Below are 20264 nucleotides of genomic sequence, written 5' to 3'. Positions count from 1 at the left end.
CTAAGAAGTTACCGCCCAATATAACGAAGCTAAGGCGATCGCCACCGTTGCCCCCACCAAAGTATTGAGAATGTTCACCACCTCATTGGTAAGAACCGCAAATTTTTCTTGAACCGTTGCGCCGATTACGCTTTCGATATTCGTCGCCACAAAAGCCGCCACCACACACCAGAAGATTCCTAGCAGATCGATCAGACCAACGCCATACCCCACCAAGGCGATCGCCACCGAAGCCACCATCCCGGCCAGAGTTCCTTCTAAGCTCACGGCCCCTTCTGTACCCCTGGGGACGGCTTGGAAAGTGGTGATTAAAAATGTGCGTTTCCCGTAGGCTTTACCCACTTCACTGGCGCTTGTATCAGAGAGCTTTGTGCAAAAACTCGCCACATAACCGAGCAAGAGTAAGAGTTGGATATTTTCTGGGGCAATTAGAGTGCCCAAGGCGCAAATTGTCCCGACTAGGGCCGACCCCCAAACATTTTCTGGCCCCCGCAAACCACCCCGACCTTCAGCGATCCCAGCGGCTTCTTTAATGTTTTTGCCAATTTTTGTCACCCCTACCCCCACAAAAAAATAAAACAGTACGACGCCATAGCCCTGCCAACCGAGACAACCCCAGACCAGCACCCCCAACAGCCAAGCGTGGAGATAACCCCAGGGGGTCAGTAATTTTTTCGGCACCAAAAAGGCAAGCAAAATCAGGGTTGAATTTAAGGCGATCGCCACGAGCCAGTTATTTGTCAAAAGATCCATCACGAAAACCAAACTTATTTTTCAATATCTTATTGAATCGCCTGACCCCGTTGACTTTCTAGCTAAGGGGAGAGTCTATGATGAAAGCAATTGTATTTGCGGTGTTAGTAATGGTGAAAAAATATTGGTTTGCCATCGGGGCGATCGCTCTTTTACTGGGCGTTGGTGGGATCGCGGCCTTTAGTCAATCCCAGGCCCAGGGAGATCAACGCCGCCTTGTTGAAAGTCAAATACCGGTGCCTAGCCAGGCGATCGCCGCAGAGGTTTACCGGACGCCCACCTGCGGTTGTTGTGGTGCCTGGGTGGATCATGCTGAAGCCAATGGTTTCACCTTTACAGATAATATTCAGCCGGATATTAGCGCGATCAAAGAACAATTTGGCATCACCCCAGAACTTGCGTCTTGTCACACCACCATTGCCAATGGTTACGTGTTTGAGGGTCATATTCCCGCCGCCGATATTCAACGGTTTTTAGCAAATCCGCCCGCCGATGTTGTTGGGTTAACCGTGCCAGGGATGCCCATCGGTTCTCCGGGGATGGAAGCAGGCGATCGCCAACAGCCCTACCAAGTTTTGGCACTCCATGAAGATGGCACGACTTCTGTCTTTCAGGAATATCCAGGTAATTAAGGGTTACAGACAATGGGCATTAAGCGGCGTGAGTTTCTCGGTTTAACGGCCTTGGGCGCAACAGGAGCATTGCTTTGGCAGGAGCGCAATCTCCTCCGAAGCCGAAACTCTAGTCCTTTAGCCGCCCCCATACCAGAGATTTATCGCAGTGAAGGGGGTTCCCTGGAAATTAACCTCGAAGCCCGCTATGAAGATGTAATCCTTGGGGGAGAACCCACGCGCAACATGATGACCTACAACGGTCAAATCCCTGGCCCCCGCCTAGAAGTTCAACCGGGCGATCGCCTCACAGTTCATTTCACCAATCGCCTCGATCAACCGACAAATCTACACTTTCACGGACTGCACCTTTCCCCACAAGGCAACCAAGATAATGTGTTCCTCCACATCGCACCAGGGGAAACTTTTCACTACGAACTGGAAATTCATCCCCAACAGCGGGCTGGCACTTACTGGTACCACCCCCACCACCATGGTTTTGTCGCCGAACAGTTATTTCAGGGGTTAGCTGGGCTGATCGTTGTGCGGGGGGACTTGGATGAACTGCCAGAAATCCGCGCCGCCCAAGAGGAATTTTTTGTTCTCCAGGATTTTAACCGCGATCGCCCACCCCAAGGAATGATGGGCTCCCACATGAATTTGATGGCGGGTCGAGAAGGGAATCTAATTACGGTCAATGGCCTTTTTCACCCAGAAATTGCCGTGACCAAAGATTTGCTGCGGCTGCGGTTACTGAATGCGTCCCCCTCGCGGTTTTATCGCCTCCAACTCTACGGCCAAAAGCTCATTCAAATTGCTGGGGATGGCGGCGCTTTTTCTCAGCCCCTGGAGCGGGATGAATTACTTTTAACCCCAGGTCAACGGGCGGAGGTGCTCATCAAAACCCAGGATCTACCGAAAACGCCGATCCATTTACTCAACCTTCCTTATCAACGCGCCCAGATGGGGATGATGGGCCAGCAATACAACAATGCCACTGTGGCGATCGCCGATTTTACCCCCAGTGCTCAAACCTTCGCCCCGGTGCAAATTCCCGCCCAATTAATTCCCGTTGAACCTTTACCGGAGCCGAGCCGAACCCGTCGTTTTACCCTGAACCATGGCATGGTGCCAGGACAGGGAATGGCTTTTTTGATCAATGGGGAAGCCTACCGGGATCAACCCCAAACCACCGTCCGCTTGAACGATGTGGAAGATTGGGAAATTGTGAATACGGGCACAATGGATCACCCCTTCCATGTCCATGTGAATGGCTTTCAAGTGGTGAGCCGCAACGGTGTACCGGAAGAAAATATCGCCTGGGCGGATACGGTACTGGTGCGGGTCGGGGAAACGGTCAAAATCAGAATCGCTTTCCGGGATTTTGCAGGGAAGACGGTTTACCACTGTCACATTCTCGACCATGAAGACCTCGGCATGATGGGCCAATTGGAAATTCTACCCGCTTCATAAAATGTGAAATTTCGGCCTTGACTCTCTAGTGCACTAGAGCTTTTACCCTAAAAAGTAGCGTTTGGATCATCGAGGAAAGTTCGCCATGGAAACCCGCCAGTTTCAGATCAAAGGGATGAGCTGTGCTGCCTGTGCCACCACCATCGAAACCGCCCTCCAGAACACCGCCGGGGTACAGGTTGCCCAAGTAAATTTTGCCGCCGAGCAACTGCGGGTGGAATTTGACGGCAGCCAATTGAATGGTGAAACTCTCCAGCAGGTGGTCAGCGATGCGGGCTACGAAGCGATTCCCCTCATGGAAGGCGATCGCCAAAGTCAACTCGACCAACAGGAACGGGAACGGGCACAGCAATTGCGCAAATTAGCCCATAAGGTCTGGTTGGCGGGGGCCTTGAGTGCGGTGTTAGTGGTGGGCAGTTTACCGATGATGCTGGGGACAGAAATTCCGGGAATTGCCCATTGGTGGCACAATCCCTGGTTGCAGTGGGCTTTGACAACGCCGATTATGGTCTGGCCAGGGCGAGATTTTTTCGTTGGTGCCTGGAAAAGCCTCAAAAAACGCACTGCCGATATGAATACCTTGGTGGCTCTGGGGACAGGGGTGGCCTATGGTTATTCGGTGCTGGCGACGGTGTTTGCGGTTCAGTTTCAAGCCTGGGGCTTCATTGGGGAAGTGTACTTTGAAGTTGCTGCGGTGATTATTACCCTCATTCTTGTGGGCCAATGGCTCGAACGGAAGGCACGGGGGCAAACGGCGGCAGCGATCCGGGAGCTGATGGGCTTGCAAGTGAAAACAGCGCGGGTGCTGCGGGGTGAAACTACCGTTGATATTCCCATAGAACAGGTACAGGTGGGCGATCGCCTGTTGATCCGACCGGGGGAAAAAATTCCGGTGGATGGCGAAATTTTAGAAGGAGATTCCACCTTGGATGAAGCTTTGGTGACGGGAGAATCGTTGCCCGTGGAAAAAACCGTTGGCGATCGCGTCATTGGTTCAACCTTGAATAAAACAGGTCGTTTGATCCTAAAGGCGACCCATGTGGGGGAAGATACGGTTTTGGCGCAGATCATTCGCCTCGTCCAGGAAGCCCAGGGGAGCAAAGCACCGATCCAAAAGTTAGCGGATCAAGTGACCGCTTGGTTTGTGCCCGCCGTGCTGGTGATTGCGCTGGTTACTTTTAGCCTTTGGGCGATCGCCGGTAATCTTTCCCTGGCGATCACGACTTTAGTGAGCGTTTTAATTATTGCTTGTCCCTGCGCCCTGGGGTTAGCGACGCCCACCTCGATTATGGTCGGTACGGGGGTTGGTGCCCAGCACGGCATTTTGATTAAAGATGCCCAAAGTCTGGAACTCGCCGCCCACCTCAGCACCATTGTCCTCGATAAAACGGGTACCCTCACCCAGGGGAAACCCAGCGTCACCAACTGCCACAGCCTGATTGATGAGGCGCAACTGTGGTCTTGGGTCGCCAGCGTGGAACAATCTTCGGAGCATCCTTTGGGGGAAGCGATCTTTCAGCACGCCCAGATCAAAAACGTGCCCCTCGTTTCCCTGGAAAATTTTCAATCCCAAACGGGGCAAGGGGTACAGGCCACAATTCAGCAGCAAAATATCTACATTGGTACGGCCCATTGGCTACGGGATCTAGGCATTGACACAGAACAATTACAGACCCAGTCAACAGCCTGGCAAAACGAAGGGAAAACGGTGATTTGGGTCGCCATCGACCACCAACTCGCGGGCCTGATTGCCCTGGCTGACCAGCTTAAACCCACTAGCCCCAACGTCGTCAAACAGTTACAAAAATTGGGTTTAAAGGTTGTCCTACTCACCGGAGATAATCCCCGCACCGCCGCGGCGATCGCCAAACAGGTGGGCATTGATCAGGTGCAAGCAGAAGTGCGCCCCGACCAAAAGGCTGCTGTGGTGCAACAATTTCAAAATCAACGGGAAGTGGTCGCCATGGTGGGGGATGGCATTAATGACGCTCCAGCCCTGGCCCAGGCGGATTTAGGGATTGCCATCGGCACGGGTACTGATGTGGCGATCGCCGCCAGTGATCTCACCCTCATTTCTGGGGATTTAGCAGGAATTTTAACGGCGATTAAACTGAGTCGCGCCACCCTCCGCAATATCAAACAAAATCTCTTTTTCGCCTTCTTCTACAATGTCGCCAGCATTCCCATCGCTGCGGGGATTCTCAGTGCTTGGGGAATTTTTCTGAACCCGATGATCGCTGGGGCGGCCATGGCCTTTAGTTCTGTTTCGGTGGTGACCAATGCCCTACGTTTGAAAAAAGTTAGTCAACGGCTTTAAGGTTCACTGGATGACAATTATAGATTTCTTCACGTTTCAAGAATCCACTTACTTCAATGGGTCTTTCTGTAAGTGCTTCTAAGATGTCTTTTTCTTGATGATGAGAGGTGTTTTTTTTCAGTTGTTTTTTAGACTTGAAAGCATTAATGATAACTTGAAGTTGATTAATTTGTTCAGCAGCCAATCCAGTAACATCAAATTGCATAAGCATTTTGTATAATCCTTCCATTGATCAGAACAAGATTCTAAGAAGCGGCTTGATAGGAGAAAACGTCCATTGTGATTGTTCTTGCTGGCTGTTGATCTTCATGGAGCATTTTGCGGATTTTTTCTGTTGTTTCACGACTAAAAGTTTCTTCTCCGCATTGTTGGCAGACTTCCACAGGGATATTTTCAACTAAATAAAATTTACCGTTGATTTGAAAAACTTCACTGGTCACTTCTTGTTTTGAATGCTTAGATTGGCAAACATGACATTGAAACATTTCTACTTTCTCCTTATTTTGTAATTGTCCCATTCGTTTAAATCTGGTTCGTATAGAGTGATTATTTTTAATAAGTTGGTTTCCAATTTTGAAACTTGTAAATGTAAAGCGCGATTATTATAGGTGAACCCAAGCAAAAGACAGCTAGGGGAATATTTATCGTCAGGGTAATCTTCAATGATTTCTATGGTGTCGGCTATTTCTTTTAATTCTTGTTCACTGATATTTCTTTCAACTGCCCGTTTAAAAGCATGACGACTAAATTCAAATTTTCCTTTTTTAAGCTTATGTTTAATTTGATCGATAATCATTTTTGGCCATAATTCCGAATCATAAATTGATGAATAAAACGTTTTATTAGATTATAGAGTTTGGTTGAACTAATTATTTTGGTGGGTTATCGATCGCCCAGGGGCCAACTATATTTTCGCCATTTTTTTCTTCGGCCAGTGTGAGGTGCAACCATAAAGGTTTTTCGAGGATATCGTCGTCTTTTTTGAAGCAATAGGCTTTGAGCATAAGGACATCCATCGAGCTTTTTGTGATTTTTATAGCTGAAACTCTTACTAGGAATCCGAAATGCAGGATAAATCTTCTCGACTTCACCACATCTGGTGCCAGAATTTTAGACCTTGCTTCATATCAAATCTCCTGGATTATGGAGTTCATAGGCAAAAGAGTGCTCCTTCAATTAAAGAAGTGGCTTAATTGTTAATTTAATTTTCTTGATTTTTTTAAGAGTCTTACTCATCTGCGAGGCTCCATGTTTCATGAACAAATCGTTAGAAAATTCGATGATAAATTTTTCAAGATCTTCAACATCACATGGTTCTTTTGTCCCGCCCATCCATGCGTGGAATTCCTGATGAATTTCATCTTTAATCACAATTAAATTATTGTGATGATCGGCTAAATTTGGGTATGTTTTTTTGTCAAAAACGTGGTGTACTGCTAAGTTGAATGGATTTGCAGCAGTTTTTCTTTCTCCTGTTATCTGACAAACACCTCTTGCACTATTTTTAGCTTTTTGCATGGCTGACTTGATTTTCTTGTCTCTTTGCTCACGATCTTCCATCAAACGCTTAATTTCACCACCGATTTGCTGAGAAACTAAATTACACCATTCCCTACGATGCCTATTTGTCAGTGTTTGACCGAGATTTGAACTTACTCTAGCGATACCGACACCACTAAAACATTTATGATCCTTTTCATCTATAATAAAGTGCTTATCTAGTTGAAGTGGTTCTCTGTTAGGCGTTTTCATTTCTGCATCAAATGCTTTATTTAATGTATCTTGTCTACGACCTAAGCCTAATATTTCTCTTGTATATCTTTGCGTGATGAAAGCTTTACCGGACTGAAATATTACTGCATTTTTTTCGTCTACGATATCTATAATCTTTTTTTGAACGAGCATGCTTCTAATGCGTCTATCTCGTCCGGTAACCCAACGCTGTAGTTTTCTTAATAAGTTTTTACCCTCATTTTGATCAATGTATTTACAAATAGCATAAGCACCTTGAGGACTAAAAATTCTCTTTTTTAGCTTTTGATTGACCCATATAAAATGTTCTTCATAATTTAAGTCCCATTCATCTTCATCATTTGAATCGAAGAAATCACATATTTCATATAGCCTTTCCAAGTTTATAGATAATGCCTCTGCTAATTCTTTATCTTTAATATTAAAAGATTGTGTTTTTGCCATAGCGTTTTCACTTTAATCATCAATATGCTGCTAAAAGACTATCTCGCATATGTTGAAGTTTTGCAAATATTTTTTGATCTCCACCATGATCAGGATGATATTTTAATGCTAGCTTCCGGAAAGCCGTCTTAATATCTTCAGCGGATGCTTCTTGGGGATTCAGTTCAAAAACTTCCCAAGGTCTAAAGTTTTTAAATATGTTAATCCCATTTATGCAACCATAACCAATATCATTTTTTTCACTTTCTGGGATGTCAACCCACTCTCGATAAATTTTCTTCCACGATGTTTTTAGATTCAACTTTAAGTTTTCATCTTTAACATAAAGTTTGAAATTCCCATTTTTTTTCAATTCTTGATAATTTTTACAGTTAAATGCTTTCACAACCGCATTTTTTAGCTGTTGCATACTCAGCTCAACAGGCTTAAATTTGCCTCCATTTACATATTCAGCAAACTCTAACAATACTCTAGGATCATAGTTATATTTATCAGCAATATCAGCTATTTTTTCCTTGACGTAATTAATATTAGGGCGCGTTTTTCTTTTACTTTTCGCCATAAATTTGCTTTAAATTACCATACTTGAATATGCACCAAAATAACACACTATCTATTAAGTGGATGAAATATAACAGCAAGTATAAGCAACTGTTACATTTCTTAGATTTCTTATCTTGTCTAATCTGCATTCCAAAATGTCTGTGCCTCTGACTTCTCATCCCCCTGGATATAGGCATTACAGTAATCTACAAACGCCTGGAGAGAATCACGGGTTACTGCCATCGGTCACTCAGCCCACAAGAAAAAACAATACAAAGATTCCTCCATAGTATCGCCCAACCCCAACACCATCCACCCAAAAACCACCGACAGAATTCACTATGAGCAAGTATGATAAAAGTCATACCCTGCAGCTTGAGTCAAGCGCCCATAAAAAAAACACTGTACATCTCGGATGAGCTGTGGCAGGAGCTTGATCAATACCTCCAAACTCACCCCGAAGAAAATGCCTCTAGCCTCGTCCAGAGCGCCCTCAGAGATAAGCTACGTCCCCGGAATGGTCAGGATTTGCTAGATTTAGCAGGCCTAGTTCGTAATGCCCCTGTAGATGCTTCGACAAATCCCTGACTTGCTCAGAAGGATAATTTATCACAGCAAAATAAGACCCCCACAAAACTTCTGTAAACCAGCAATTTCGCAGGGGAATTTCAATAAAAATGCGCTATTGAGTCTGACTTTAGGCTTCGACTTTAATGTTGACCTTCGTTTCCTTATCAGCAGTTTCTTGGTAGAGCTTGAATCCAGAGACGAGATCCTTTTCTCCGGTAATCAGACGGGCACCCCGACCTCTAGTGAAGTAGTTCCAACCCCACTGGAGCATCACCACCATCTTGTTATCAAACTCAATCAGGTAGTAAACGTGGGCGAAGATCCAAATTAACCAGGCCAGGAACCCAGAGAATTTCACAAAACCGAGATCCACAACGGCGGCATTTTGGCCGATAACAGCTAGGCTACCCAATTCCATATAACGAAAAGGCGCCATCTCCTGACCATTGACCCGTTGTTTGATCAGTTTTGCCACATATTCCCCTTCTTGCATCGCCACTGGCGCCACCCCAGGTAGAGGCCGTTCATTTTGGTGGGGGAAGTTGGCCAAGTCCCCAATCACAAAGACATCGGGGTAGCCCGCAACGCTTAGGTTCGGCTCGACGATGACCCGACCAGCTCGGTCTAGGGTCGCGCTTAAACGGTCTTCGAGGACTTTACTCATGCCAGACGCTTTCACCCCAGCGGCCCAGACAATAGTTTTCGCGGCAATTTCAAGCTGGTCATCGCCCTGCTTAAAGGTGACAAGGTGGTCTTCGATATTCGTCACGAGGCTCTTGGTTTGTACCTGCACACCCAGATTTTCCAGGGATTTTTGCGCTTTTGCCGACAAACTTGGATCGTAGGGGGGTAAAACCCGATCCATCCCTTCTAGGAGAATAATCCGGGCGCGGGTGGTATCAATTTTGCGGAAATCTTTTTTCAGAACGCTGTAGGCAATTTCGGCGATCGCCCCGGCCAATTCTACCCCCGTCGGGCCACCACCCACGATCACAAAGGTCAACCAAGCCTGTTGGAGTGCCGGATCTGTTTCTTTTTCCGCCGCTTCAAAGGCCATAAAGATGCGGTGGCGAATTTCGAGGGCATCTTCAACGGTTTTTAGGCCCGGTGCGTAGGGTTTCCAATGGTCATTCCCAAAATAGTGGTGGCTGACCCCCGTGGCGACGATCAAACTGTTATAGTTGACGATCCCTTCGTTCATTACCACCGTTTTGCTGTCGGGATCAATGTCTACAACTTCATCAAGGAGCACATGGGTGTTTTTGTTGCCGCTGAGGACACCGCGCAGGGGCGAGGCGATATCCGCCGGGGAAAGGGTACCTGTTGCTACTTGGTACAGCAGCGGTTGGAACAGGTGGAAGTTCCGTTTGTCGATCAGGGTGACATCCACGGCAGCCTCATATTTACCGAGGGTTTTCGCGGCATAAAGACCACCAAAACCGCCACCGATAATCACCACTTTATGCTTGTCTGTCTGGGGGGTGAGATTGGGGAGTTGGGTATTGACCATGGGTTCGCTGGGGTTGGGGAAAATATAAACTTTTATTTCAATCGGCCTGTGTTAGGTAAGAATACTAACAGAAATCTACCCAAAGAGATAAAAGGTGAGATTTCAATGGTGCTATTGCTCGAAAAAATAGGGCGGAGACGGTTAATTTAATGCAGCGTTTGGTGGTTTCTGAGGCGCAATTTACTGATCTTTCTAGGGTTAATTTAACAACAGAACAACGGCATTATCTGCTAAGTGTGCTACGGTTGCGCGCGGGCGATCGCCTGGTTGTGTTAAATGGTTTAGGCCAAGCTTGGCTTGGTGAACTGACGGAGACTGAGCAGATTCAATTAATCGAATCCCAGCACCTCCAAACAGAATGCCCGATTCCAGTGAAATTAGTGGCTGCTCTGCCGAAAAATGGCTTCGATGAAGTGGTGCGTTGCTGCACAGAATTGGGGGTGACGCATATTTATCCAGTAATTTCTGAGCGGACGATTTTAAAACCGAGTGAGAATAAGTTAAAACGTTGGCGCAAAATTGCCACCGAAGCCGCAGAACAATCGGAACGGGCGATTGTGCCAGAAATTGCCGCACCCCAACCTTTTTTAAAACTTTTAGAAACCCTTTCCCCAGAGCAAACCTATCTCTGTGGCGCACGGGAGAAATCGCTGCATCTCCTCGATGCGTTACCTAAAACGCTCCCGCCAGCAATTACGGTACTGATCGGGCCGGAGGGGGGCTGGACAGAAACGGAAATCCAACAGGCGATCGCCAAAGGTATTCCAGTCGTTTCCTTGGGAAATTCGATCCTGCGGGCCGTGACAGCATCAATTACGGCGATCGCCTTAGTGAATAGTTACTGTCGTCCGGGGAATTAACTGGATTTAACTTTGGGAATCCCGCCGGGATTTTTCGATGGCGATCAAGGTTTTGCGGAGGGACTCAATTTCCCCCTGGAGCTGACTCGTATAAGTCGCGTTACTCTGGGCTGCCGTGAGGAGTGCCGCTGCCTGGAACGCTGTATCGGGGGTAATATTCCCCTTGTAGGTCATCATGATGCGTTGATAATGTTCGCCAAGGTCATCGTGCATGATGCTTATAAAATCAGCGAATTCACTCATTTTCCCGCTTCTCCAAACCATTAGGGGGTTTTACTTACATGGCCATGGTAGCGGAGATGCAAGGCGATCGCCGGAGAAATTTACCGAATGTATTTTTTTTCGTCCGCCCTCAGGCCACAATAGTGAAGATTTTTCACCGTTGGAATTTTCCCAGTTTAATGAGCAACTCCATTAACCCCATCGTTTGGCAAGAAGACCGCGTCCTCCTCGTGGATCAAACCCTGCTCCCCCTCGCCTATAAAGTCGTCGAAATTAAAACCTACCAGGCTATGGCTGAGGCGATCCGCACGATGATTGTCCGGGGAGCGCCGGCGATTGGGGTTTCGGCGGCCTATGGTCTATACCTGGGGGCAAAGGAGATCCAAACCACAGATCGCACCATTTTTCTGGAAAAATTAGAGGCGATCGCCGCAACCCTCCGGCAAACCCGTCCCACCGCAGTCAATCTTTTTTGGGCCATTGATCGGGTAATGGCAACGGTTCAAGATGCGACTGGTAGTATTCCTGAGTTGCAAAATTTAATTCTTGATACCGCCAAGGCGATTCACAATGAAGACCTCGCCACCTGCCAGGCGATCGGTGATCAGGGGTTGGTGGTTCTTCCCGAAACCCCCGAAAAATTAACGCTCCTCACCCATTGCAATGCGGGTGGTTTAGCCACAGCGGGTTATGGTACAGCTTTGGGGGTAATTCGTTCGGCCTGGCGAGAAAATCGTTTAGGGATGGTCTATGCTGACGAAACCCGACCTCGGCTCCAGGGTTCCAAGCTCACCACCTGGGAATGCGTCCAGGAAGGGATTCCGGTGACGCAAATCTGTGACAACATGGCGGCCCACTGTATGCAACAGGGTCGCATCGATGCGGTGGTGGTCGGTGCTGACCGGATTACGGCTAATGGCGATGCCGCGAATAAAATTGGCACCTACAGTTTGGCGATCGTTGCGAAGGCCCACAATGTTCCTTTTTTCGTGGCGGCTCCTTTATCGACGGTGGATTTTTCCCTCAGCGATGGTAAGCAAATTCCCATTGAGGAGCGGGATCCTAAGGAGGTTTATCAAATTGGTGACACGCGCATTTGCCCGGAAGGGGTGCAATTTTATAATCCGGCTTTTGATGTAACCCCGGCCCACCTGATTACGGCGATCATTACAGAAAAAGGCGCTGTGGCTCCCGACCAGTTGATTCATCTCAAAGGTTAAAAACCGACCCCTCTATCCCCTCCCAAGCGGTGAAGATGACTTCAAAATAGCTGGGTCAAAATGGGCAGTAAGCCCAACACACTAAAGCCCAGCAAAAAATACAAACTCTGTTGTCCCGTTTGGCGATCACCAAAGGAGCGGGCATAAATGCCTTTCACCGCATTGTTACTGGCCGTCGCAATCAAAATCGAAATACTGGCTAGGGGTAAAGACAAGGACTGGCCCGCCGATTGGGTCAAGCTCAGAATAAAGGGATCTACGTCGGTGATCCCCATAATCGCCGCAAAGGAATACACACCGCGATCGCCTAAATAATCGACGATGTACCGGGTCAAGAGGGAGATCACCACAAAGAGTAGCGCAAAACTAAAGGCCGCCTTCAATTCCAAGGGGTTGCCCTGGGGATGGGTCGCGGCGATCGCCTGGGGATCAGTCCCATTTTTTTTCCGGAGGGCGATCGCCAAGCCCCCCACAACTCCCACCAGCCCTAACAGGAAAAACGAACCCATCAGCCGTTCCGACAAAGCTCCATTAAACAATTCCAACAGCAGAATTAAGCGCCAATACATCATCCCCGAAGCCATCACCATTCCCCCCACATACCGCTGGGAATTTGCGGGATCGACGCTGGAACGTTTCGCCAGGGCGACGGTGGTCACAGTCGAAGAATAGGCTCCCCCCAAAAGGGCCGCCAGCGGAATGCTACCTTGACCCTTAATGAGCCTTTGGAGCAGAAAGCTGCCGTAGGAAACGGTACTCACAGCCACCACCACCAGCCAAGTTTTAAAGGGGTTGAGATCAAAGGTGGTCAGGGCTTGATTGGGCAAAATAGGCAAAATAACGATGGTCAGCAGCAGAAATTTGGTGAAGGTGAAAATATCCTCCTCAGAAAACCGCTCGGCTAATCCTTCGAGAAAAGTCTTCAGTTCCAACAAAATCAAACTGGCGATCGCCAAGGAAGACGCCACCCAAAAATGCCCGTGGTAGACCAGCGCCCCCAGAATATAGGTCGCCAAACCCGCCATCTCCGAAGTAAGACCAACCCGTGACGTTTCCGCCTTGTGCCAGTAGGAAATCATCATAAAGCCACCAATTACCGCCAAACCGCCGATCACTGCCAGCATTTGGGTTTGGGCCAAAAAAGCGACACTATAGCCAATCAGACCAATGAGCGGATAGGTGCGCACGCCCCCAAAGGCATAGCCCTTATTGAGTTTGTGTTCCTCCCGTTCAAGGCCAATGAGAAACGACAAAAATAAAACCACCAGAAGCTTATAGGCATCTGCTGGGACGAGGCTGAGGAGTTGGGAGCCCATTACCAAAAATGTGTTGCGATTTTACGATAGCGATATTTGCCGCTCCGCACCCAATGACAAGCAAATGATTGTGCTTGGGGCCGAACGCAATGTACTCACCTTACCAGCAGCCGAGGTAGTAAACATCTTCGTAGTGTTCGGTGCAACCTTCACTGCCAATATTATTCAAAATATTCATGCTGGTGTTGTGGAGCATTGAACTGACATAGGATTGCTGTTCGGCGGAAACCGTAACGCCTCCACTCGCCATTAGCTGGGCTTGGTATTGCTGGAGGTAGGCGATTAAAACATTCACCATCACCCCCGAATAAGGCCAAGGGGTAATCGCCGCTTCGATAGTGTTTGGGTCAACGGCGATCGCCTGATTATTTTGCATGGTGTAGGTGGCAGTGGGGGTCAGGGCATAGAGAATTTTTGGGTCATTATTGGCGTTGGCCTGGGCGAAAAAAACCGTCACCTGACTCGGCGAAAAATAACTGATTCGTCCTTGGGCATCCAGATAAATTAAACCCTGATCATCGGAAAAAGGGCCAATAATCCCAGTATTGGGGGGGACAGGAGGAAAGCCGAGCTGTTGGGCCACAAAGACGGCATTGGCATCCCCTTGGAACTGAATTCCCACTGGATTAGCTTGGGCTGGTGCACAGATCATTTGCCCCATGAGACAACCAAGGCCCACACTGGCACTCAGATAACGACGCAAAACCTGGAACATCACAGCTTTCTCCCTCAGTAATACTTTATTTCAAATAATCACAACAGCATTGGGGGCACTTTTCAGGATTTTTCCGCCGCCCGAAAATCTGCTCCATTAGTATAGTGAGCTTTTCCCAGAAGCCTTTTAGATTGCAACAAAAGACAAAATTTTCACCGACAGCCCAGGACAAATTCGGTAGCGATCTTAACGGCCTTGGGGAACAAACTGCATAGGTTCTGGGGGGCCGCCACTACAACCCCGTGGAGGTTAGTCCCTAATCTCTCAATTTATTCTCCTTTGCAATGGAGCAAAACCATGAAATCAACACAAGGTATCGGCGTACAGTTGTTGGATGGTCTGTCTTTGGGGTTGATGGTGCTGTTGTCTGGTGCCCCAGCGGCGATCGCCACCCCCACAGAAATGACCTGTCCAGAGGGATGGCGTCTCCATACCCAAGAACTCAATCCCCAGATCCGTGTCTGTTTACCCAAAAATATCCACCTCCCAACGCTCGCGGATCTCAGCCGACAACCGGCCCAGGTGCAGGTGCAACAACTGCGAATTATCCAAACTGGCGCTCAGATCGATCCGAGCCACCCCAAGGAATCCCACATTCAAAGTTCGAGCCGTACTTCAATCCAGGTTTACCAACATACCAGCCAGTAACAATTTGGCGAGTTGTCGGGGGTTGATATTGTGCCAGAGTCAGCAAGCTCTGGTTTTTTGTTGGCGAAAGTGACTGGGGAGATTTTTTCTGAATCTAGATATTCCTTGGAGTGGCAGGAGTATTCAGGCCGTTGGCAGCCGATTTTTTTAAAAAGTTTTTTAAAAATTGACCGCAATTAACAAAAGAGGTTTTCTGGGCTGGTTAAAGTAGGGAATCAAGCAAGATTTTTGCCATAATTTTAAGGCAAGCTTGCGTTTATCTTTGCGCCTCCAGTCTCCTCACACCCATGCTAAATCAATCTTTTCGTCAGTGGAGCCTCTACACGACTTTCCTTATCCTCGGGGGAAGCCTGGGGTTTTTGGGCCATGCCTATTGGTTCCAAAGACAGCTAAATGCATCTTTGCAGGCCTATGGTGAGTTTCGTCAATATGAGCAATCCCTGGCTGCGCTGGATCTCAACCAAGACTCGGTAAATTTTATTGCTGAAGCGGTCAAAACCGTTGGGCCGACCGTTGTGCGCATTGATGCCCTAGATCAGACGGAGGCCTCGGCATCACCCACACCATTATTTAAGAAGTTTTTTCAATTAGAAGAAGGATTTCCCACCTTTGACGGCGATCGCCAACCCCAAGGCACAGGCTCCGGTTTTATTCTCAGTAGTGATGGCCAACTGGTGACCAATGCCCATGTGGTGGGAAATAGCTCTAAGGTAAAGGTGACTCTCAAGGATGGCCAGGTCTTTGAAGGACAAGTGATGGGTGTTGATGAGCTAACAGATATTGCCGTGATTAAAATCGACGCCACGGGGTTGCCTACCGCAACGCTAGGGAATGCGGCGGGTCTGACCCCAGGGGAATGGGCGATCGCCATTGGTAATCCCCTCGGTTTTGACAACAGTGTCACCGTCGGCATTATCAGTGCCCTTGACCGCCCCAGTGCCCAGGTCGGCATTCCGGACAAACGGGTACGCTTTATCCAAACCGATGCCGCCATTAACCCTGGTAATTCCGGTGGCCCCCTCCTCAATGTGCGGGGGGAAGTGATTGGCTTAAATACAGCGATTCGCGCCGATGGCCAAGGTCTGGGATTTGCCATTCCCATCGAAACCGCCCAACGCATTGCCCAGCAACTCTTTACGGAGGGGAAAGCGACCCACCCTTACCTGGGGATTCGGATGCTGGCATTGGACGGAGAAGGGAAAAATCGATTGCGGGAAACCCTGCCCGCCATGGCCCAGACGCTTGATTTAAATCAGGAAACAGGGGTGTTGGTGATTGAGGTTGCCCCAGATTCTCCGGCGGCGATCGCCAATATCCAGGTGGGAGATATCCTCAAGCAGGTGGGGGATCAACCCGTCCTGACCGCCTTTGATGTCCAGGATGTCGTAGAACGGAGTAGCATCGGTGCTGATTTACCCATTGATCTCAAGCGCCGGGGCAAAATGCGGCAGTTAACCGTCCAGCCTACGGAGTTTCCGAGTTAGGTCCAGGGTTATGGATCAATGGTGGGCCTTAATGATTGGCAACTCCCGTCTCCATTGGGCGACATTTACGGGGGATACCTTGCAAACGGTGCACCACACAGCCCATGGCACTTGTCCCCCTGGTGTGAAACAGTTGCACTATCTGGCCTCGGTCGTCCCCCAACAAACCACTTGGATACAGGCTCATTTTCCCACCGCCAAGCCCATTACCTTGGCCGATATTCCCCTCGAAAATCTCTATCCCCAATTGGGGATTGATCGCGCTCTTGCGGTCTGGGGGGCCGGACAACGGTATGGCTTTCCCTGTTTAGTGGTTGATGGGGGGACGGCCTTAACCTTTTCAGCGGCCAACGGCGATCGCCAATGGATCGGTGGTGCGATTCTACCGGGTTTAAACCTCCAGTTTCAAAGCCTCACCCAGCACACTGCCGCCTTACCCAAAGTCCATTTACCGACGCAATTGCCCTCCCGTTGGGCCAATGATCCCGCCGGGGCGATCGCCAGTGGCATTACCTACACAGTCCTTGCTGGGGTCAAAGATTTTATCCGCGCTTGGCAAGCCGAGTTTCCCCAGGGTCAGATCTTCAGCACTGGGGGGGATGGGGCGTGGCTGGTCCAACAGTTACCTATTTTGAATTACGATCCGGGGCTTATTTTCCACGGATTTGCGGCCTTGAGACGTAATCGCTGATCCTAACGGAGTTGGTAAACCTTGCCATCGAGCAGTAGGCGGGTAATGCCCTTGGCCGCGAGACAACCGCTCGTTTTGAGGAAAAGGTCGCCATTGGGAATTTTGATGATTTTTTGGGTGCGCCCCCGGATAAACCGTTTGGCGACACGGTGGTTATCAAAAATGGGGAGGGTTTTTTGGCTAATTTCTTCGTCGGGAATTTCCCCTAAATCCTGAAAATCCTGCATTGGCCGGGCGATCAACTCCGACAAACGATCCGTCACCACATAACAATTGCGGGGGAACTGGGCTGCTTCGAGGGGCAAAATTTCCACCGTTTCCGAGTGGGCGACCGGGGTCACATCAAATTCTTCATCGTCGTCGTCATCATCATCAAATTCCTCATCGTCGTCATCATCATCAAATTCATCGTCATCACCGATGTCTTCCCCCAATAATTCCTTGAGGGCCTGTTGGCGATCGCCCAACTGAATTTCCTGGGCTAGGGCGAGTAAATCCGGATTAATTTCGATCTCCTCAAAGGTTGCAGCTTCTGGTTCAGGCTCAGAATCCTCTAGGGCCAATGCGGTCACTGCATCGGAGGTGTCCAGCTCTGGGATTGCCTCTGGCTCTGGGTCACGGGATTTACGTCTGGTGCGCCGCCGTTCCGTTTTGGGTGGCGTGTCCTCGGCTGTATCGGTAGATTCTGGAGTTGTTTCAACCCGTTTGACTAGCTTTGGTTTTTCCACGGTTTTAGCCGTCGATGGCTCCGGTTCGGGGGTTGATTTTGTCCCACGGTTGCCACGACCCAGGCGTTTGCGTTGGATCAATTCCTCATATTCACTGGCACTGAGACGACTCTTAAGAAAGCGACTAATGGTAGAGCTGCTCACGCCATAGCGGGACGCCAAAGTAGAAGTCGTTTCTGCCGTTTCACGGTAGGCAACGAGTAATTCTTCTTTGTCATGGTCGGTTAGTTTGCGGGGACTCATAGCGTCGATACAAAATGCAGATAAAGGTGAGCAGCCTGGGTCAAAGCGTGCCAGCATATTAGTTTAACCTGTGTGCTCTATTAGTGTATCCCTTCAAGGAACCAGCGGTTGCGGGATACACAGAATTTCTCCAGAAATTCCTGCAATTATCGCGGTGTCGGGAATTGTAATTGGTTTTTCTCTAGGGGGATGTTTCTGTGGAATCTTCTGGTACCACCGTGGGGCCAGTGGGAGGGATTTTTTCGCGGACAATTAGGGCCTGGAGCACATCATGGACGACGGGAGCGGCGACAGTCCCCCCAAAGGAATTGGGCTCTGTGGGTTCATCGGCAGCGGCAAAGACCACATAGCGGGGATTATCGATGGGGAAGATACTGACGAAGCTTGTGATGTAAGCCCCCGGAATATATTGGCCGTTGCGTGCTTTTTGGGCCGTGCCTGTTTTCCCACCAATCCGATAGCCGGCAATTTTTGATTTTTCGCCACTGCCATCGTCCACAACGGTTTCCATCATATCGAGTACAGTTCTCGCCACCGCCGGGGAAAAAATTTGTGGGTTCTCCGAGGCTGCCGTGGTTGCCGCAAGCTGCTGGGCACTATTGGGGATTTCTGCTTTGGGAGTGACGGTTTGGAGTTTTCCTTGGCTATTGAATAGTCCCCGCACCAGATGGGGTTCGACGAGGGTGCCACCATTGGCGATCGCCCCATGGAGTTGCACCAGCTTGATGGGCGTCACAGTTAACCCTTGGCCAAAGGAATTCACGGCTGCTTCAACGGGGCTAGCGGTGAATTTTTCGCGACTCTTGAGGGTGCCTGTCACTTCCCCCGGTAGATCAATGCCTGTGGGCTCGGTGAGTCTCAAGCTTTGCAGTCGGTCATAATAATCATCCCGGGACAGATTTTGCATCAACCGAATCATCCCCACGTTACTAGAAACCCGCAAAATCCCTGCCACATCAATCACACCGTTTCCGGCACCGTTGTAGTTTTTCATCCGGTGGGGGCCAACCTGAATTGATCCCGGATCATTCACTGACGTGTTGGGGGTAATCACCCCGGCATCGAGGGCGAGGGCGACATTGATCGGTTTAAAGGTAGACCCCGGTTCATAGAGATCTGTGACTGCCCAATTTTTAAAAACACCATAATTTTCAGGCTGAACTTGGGCGTAATTGTTGGGATCGTAGTTGGGTTCTGTCACCAGACTCAGCAGTTCCCCAGACTGGGCATCCATGACAATGACAACACCCCGTTTCGCTTTGTAGGCAGCCATCTGTTTTTGCAGGGCTTGGCGGGCGGCCTTTTGGAGGGGGAGATCGAGGGACAGTTCCAATTCCCAGTCATCATATTTCATCGCCTCTGCCTGGAGGTTCCCTGGCAGGATCGCCCCATTGCCATTGCGCCGGAGACTCAGGGAAATGGGCTCCCGTTGGATTAAGCTTTCCTGGGCAAGTTCAATGCCAGCCCGGCCCAGGTGGTCGTCTTTTTGGACATAGCCGGTAATTTCTGCGGTTGCGTCCCCCTGGGGATAGAACCGACCGTATCGTTCCACCAGTTCTAAGCCATCAATGCGTAATTGGCGAATGGCGCTGACCTTGGTGGCGTCGAGGCTGGCCCGCAACAAGATCCCGCTTTTTTGGCGGCGCAAGGTGGTCTCTAGGTCTGCGGGGGAAATATCCCCCAAAATAGGAGCGAGATAATGGGCAACGGCCTTCGGGAGGTCTGTGGGGGCGATCGCCCCCGGGAGATTGTCTACTAGCTCCTGGGGAAGTCGGAAACCGACGGGGTGGGCGTAGAGGGTATGGGAAATGCGGTCTAGGGCCAGAATATTGCCTTCGCGGTCAACGATAGTCCGCCGGGGAATGTAGGGGCGGAGGGTAATCTGATGCTGGGACTGGGCGATCGCCCCTAGCTTGTCGTAGTCAATGATCTGTAGGTAGAACACCCGGACAGCCAAAGCCAATAACCCCACCACAAAAATGCCCCAGACGAGGAATAAACGCCGTTGGAGCAGCTTCGGTGCGGGCGGCCGAGACCGGATGGCTTGTTGCTTGCGCCGATACAGTTGCCGTCGTTGTTGGTGGGAGTGGGGGGAAGGCATGGTCATCGGTTTGACCCCTGATTGCTAAGGGCAAATCTGCTCAACACTCTACCAAGAAACCAA

Annotated in this window: 22 protein-coding genes; 9 read left to right on the top strand and 13 right to left on the bottom strand. The window is 49.4% G+C overall.

The genetic code is table 11. The features are described from left to right. Nucleotides 1-753: a TIGR00297 family protein gene (locus tag AWQ23_RS11555; RefSeq protein WP_062435564.1), complete on the bottom strand. Its 753-nt coding sequence runs from the start codon at nucleotides 751-753 to the stop codon at nucleotides 1-3. 77 nt (nucleotides 754-830) lie between these two features. Here AWQ23_RS11555 and AWQ23_RS11550 point away from each other — a divergent pair, with 77 nt between their 5' ends. The 3 genes from AWQ23_RS11550 (at nucleotide 831) to AWQ23_RS11540 (ending at nucleotide 5154) form a co-directional block, all read left to right on the top strand. Beyond that, nucleotides 831-1385: a DUF411 domain-containing protein gene (locus AWQ23_RS11550; RefSeq protein WP_232308902.1), complete on the top strand. Its 555-nt coding sequence runs from the start codon at nucleotides 831-833 to the stop codon at nucleotides 1383-1385. Nucleotides 1386-1397: 12 nt separating this feature from the next. Beyond that, a complete protein-coding gene (locus tag AWQ23_RS11545) occupies nucleotides 1398-2837 on the top strand; it encodes a multicopper oxidase family protein (RefSeq protein WP_062435561.1) in 1440 nt (479 codons plus the stop codon). 85 nt (nucleotides 2838-2922) lie between these two features. Next, a complete protein-coding gene (locus AWQ23_RS11540; protein WP_062435558.1) occupies nucleotides 2923-5154 on the top strand; it encodes a cation-translocating P-type ATPase in 2232 nt (743 codons plus the stop codon). Here AWQ23_RS11540 and AWQ23_RS11535 read toward each other — a convergent pair. The 6 genes from AWQ23_RS11535 to AWQ23_RS11515 form a co-directional block, all read right to left on the bottom strand. Beyond that, nucleotides 5138-5365 carry a hypothetical protein gene (locus AWQ23_RS11535; protein WP_157072224.1) on the bottom strand — a complete coding sequence of 76 codons (228 nt, stop codon included), beginning with the start codon at nucleotides 5363-5365 and terminating at the stop codon, nucleotides 5138-5140. The genes AWQ23_RS11540 and AWQ23_RS11535 overlap by 17 nt on opposite strands. 34 nt (nucleotides 5366-5399) lie before the next feature. After that, a complete protein-coding gene (locus AWQ23_RS11530) occupies nucleotides 5400-5672 on the bottom strand; it encodes a YgiT-type zinc finger protein (protein ID WP_223209903.1) in 273 nt (90 codons plus the stop codon). Beyond that, on the bottom strand, nucleotides 5642-5950 hold the full coding sequence (locus AWQ23_RS11525) for a DUF4258 domain-containing protein (RefSeq protein ID WP_071884928.1): 309 nt from the start codon (nucleotides 5948-5950) through the stop codon (nucleotides 5642-5644). The genes AWQ23_RS11530 and AWQ23_RS11525 overlap by 31 nt, the downstream gene beginning before the upstream one ends. Nucleotides 5951-6023: 73 nt before the next feature. Next, nucleotides 6024-6170 carry a hypothetical protein gene (locus tag AWQ23_RS16025; RefSeq protein WP_157072223.1) on the bottom strand — a complete coding sequence of 49 codons (147 nt, stop codon included), beginning with the start codon at nucleotides 6168-6170 and terminating at the stop codon, nucleotides 6024-6026. Nucleotides 6171-6330: 160 nt separating this feature from the next. After that, on the bottom strand, nucleotides 6331-7350 hold the full coding sequence (locus AWQ23_RS11520) for a hypothetical protein (RefSeq protein ID WP_062435553.1): 1020 nt from the start codon (nucleotides 7348-7350) through the stop codon (nucleotides 6331-6333). Between the two features lie 19 nt (nucleotides 7351-7369). Further along, nucleotides 7370-7912 carry a DnaJ domain-containing protein gene (locus AWQ23_RS11515; RefSeq protein ID WP_062435551.1) on the bottom strand — a complete coding sequence of 181 codons (543 nt, stop codon included), beginning with the start codon at nucleotides 7910-7912 and terminating at the stop codon, nucleotides 7370-7372. A gap of 332 nt (nucleotides 7913-8244) precedes the next feature. On the opposite strand from AWQ23_RS11515, the gene AWQ23_RS11510 reads away from it, so the two are divergent. Continuing rightward, nucleotides 8245-8481 carry a hypothetical protein gene (locus AWQ23_RS11510; protein ID WP_083500712.1) on the top strand — a complete coding sequence of 79 codons (237 nt, stop codon included), beginning with the start codon at nucleotides 8245-8247 and terminating at the stop codon, nucleotides 8479-8481. A 109-nt stretch (nucleotides 8482-8590) separates the two neighbouring features. Here the strand turns inward: AWQ23_RS11510 and AWQ23_RS11505 are convergent, their stop codons facing one another. Continuing rightward, nucleotides 8591-9973, bottom strand: coding sequence for an NAD(P)/FAD-dependent oxidoreductase (locus tag AWQ23_RS11505; protein WP_062435548.1), 1383 nt, complete (start codon nucleotides 9971-9973; stop codon nucleotides 8591-8593). A 149-nt stretch (nucleotides 9974-10122) separates the two neighbouring features. Here AWQ23_RS11505 and AWQ23_RS11500 point away from each other — a divergent pair, with 149 nt between their 5' ends. After that, complete coding sequence (locus AWQ23_RS11500) at nucleotides 10123-10833, top strand: 16S rRNA (uracil(1498)-N(3))-methyltransferase (protein ID WP_062435545.1); 711 nt, start codon at nucleotides 10123-10125, stop codon at nucleotides 10831-10833. Nucleotides 10834-10839: 6 nt separating this feature from the next. Here AWQ23_RS11500 and AWQ23_RS11495 read toward each other — a convergent pair whose 3' ends face one another. Beyond that, on the bottom strand, nucleotides 10840-11076 hold the full coding sequence (locus tag AWQ23_RS11495) for a hypothetical protein (protein WP_062435542.1): 237 nt from the start codon (nucleotides 11074-11076) through the stop codon (nucleotides 10840-10842). Between the two features lie 158 nt (nucleotides 11077-11234). Between AWQ23_RS11495 and mtnA the strand changes: the two genes are divergently transcribed. After that, nucleotides 11235-12275, top strand: a complete 1041-nt coding sequence (gene mtnA / locus AWQ23_RS11490; protein ID WP_062436658.1) for an S-methyl-5-thioribose-1-phosphate isomerase — start codon at nucleotides 11235-11237, stop codon at nucleotides 12273-12275. Nucleotides 12276-12316: 41 nt separating this feature from the next. Here mtnA and AWQ23_RS11485 read toward each other — a convergent pair whose 3' ends face one another. Then, nucleotides 12317-13591: an MgtC/SapB family protein gene (locus AWQ23_RS11485; protein WP_030007367.1), complete on the bottom strand. Its 1275-nt coding sequence runs from the start codon at nucleotides 13589-13591 to the stop codon at nucleotides 12317-12319. 100 nt (nucleotides 13592-13691) lie between these two features. After that, on the bottom strand, nucleotides 13692-14306 hold the full coding sequence (locus AWQ23_RS11480) for a hypothetical protein (protein WP_062435539.1): 615 nt from the start codon (nucleotides 14304-14306) through the stop codon (nucleotides 13692-13694). 297 nt (nucleotides 14307-14603) lie between these two features. Between AWQ23_RS11480 and AWQ23_RS11475 the strand changes: the two genes are divergently transcribed. The 3 genes from AWQ23_RS11475 (at nucleotide 14604) to AWQ23_RS11465 (ending at nucleotide 17129) form a co-directional block, all read left to right on the top strand. Beyond that, entirely contained in the window at nucleotides 14604-14954 is a 351-nt protein-coding gene (locus tag AWQ23_RS11475; RefSeq protein ID WP_030007365.1) for a hypothetical protein, read from the top strand. A gap of 287 nt (nucleotides 14955-15241) precedes the next feature. Continuing rightward, on the top strand, nucleotides 15242-16438 hold the full coding sequence (locus AWQ23_RS11470) for an HhoA/HhoB/HtrA family serine endopeptidase (protein WP_062435535.1): 1197 nt from the start codon (nucleotides 15242-15244) through the stop codon (nucleotides 16436-16438). A gap of 10 nt (nucleotides 16439-16448) precedes the next feature. After that, on the top strand, nucleotides 16449-17129 hold the full coding sequence (locus AWQ23_RS11465) for a pantothenate kinase (RefSeq protein ID WP_071884927.1): 681 nt from the start codon (nucleotides 16449-16451) through the stop codon (nucleotides 17127-17129). Nucleotides 17130-17131: 2 nt separating this feature from the next. Here AWQ23_RS11465 and AWQ23_RS11460 read toward each other — a convergent pair whose 3' ends face one another. Together AWQ23_RS11460 and AWQ23_RS11455 are read right to left on the bottom strand one after the other, a co-directional pair. Then, entirely contained in the window at nucleotides 17132-18100 is a 969-nt protein-coding gene (locus tag AWQ23_RS11460; protein ID WP_071884926.1) for a hypothetical protein, read from the bottom strand. 181 nt (nucleotides 18101-18281) lie between these two features. Continuing rightward, the gene (locus tag AWQ23_RS11455; RefSeq protein ID WP_062435531.1) at nucleotides 18282-20207 is read right to left on the bottom strand and encodes a penicillin-binding protein 2; all 1926 of its coding nucleotides are present in this window, start codon (nucleotides 20205-20207) and stop codon (nucleotides 18282-18284) included. Nucleotides 20208-20264: the final 57 nt, after the last annotated feature.

It is taken from the genome of Picosynechococcus sp. PCC 73109 (assembly GCF_001521855.1).
In the GTDB taxonomy this organism is placed as follows: domain Bacteria; phylum Cyanobacteriota; class Cyanobacteriia; order Cyanobacteriales; family MRBY01; genus MRBY01.
Note: the sequence above shows the minus strand (reverse complement) of the source record. Positions and strands in the feature narration are given on the sequence as shown.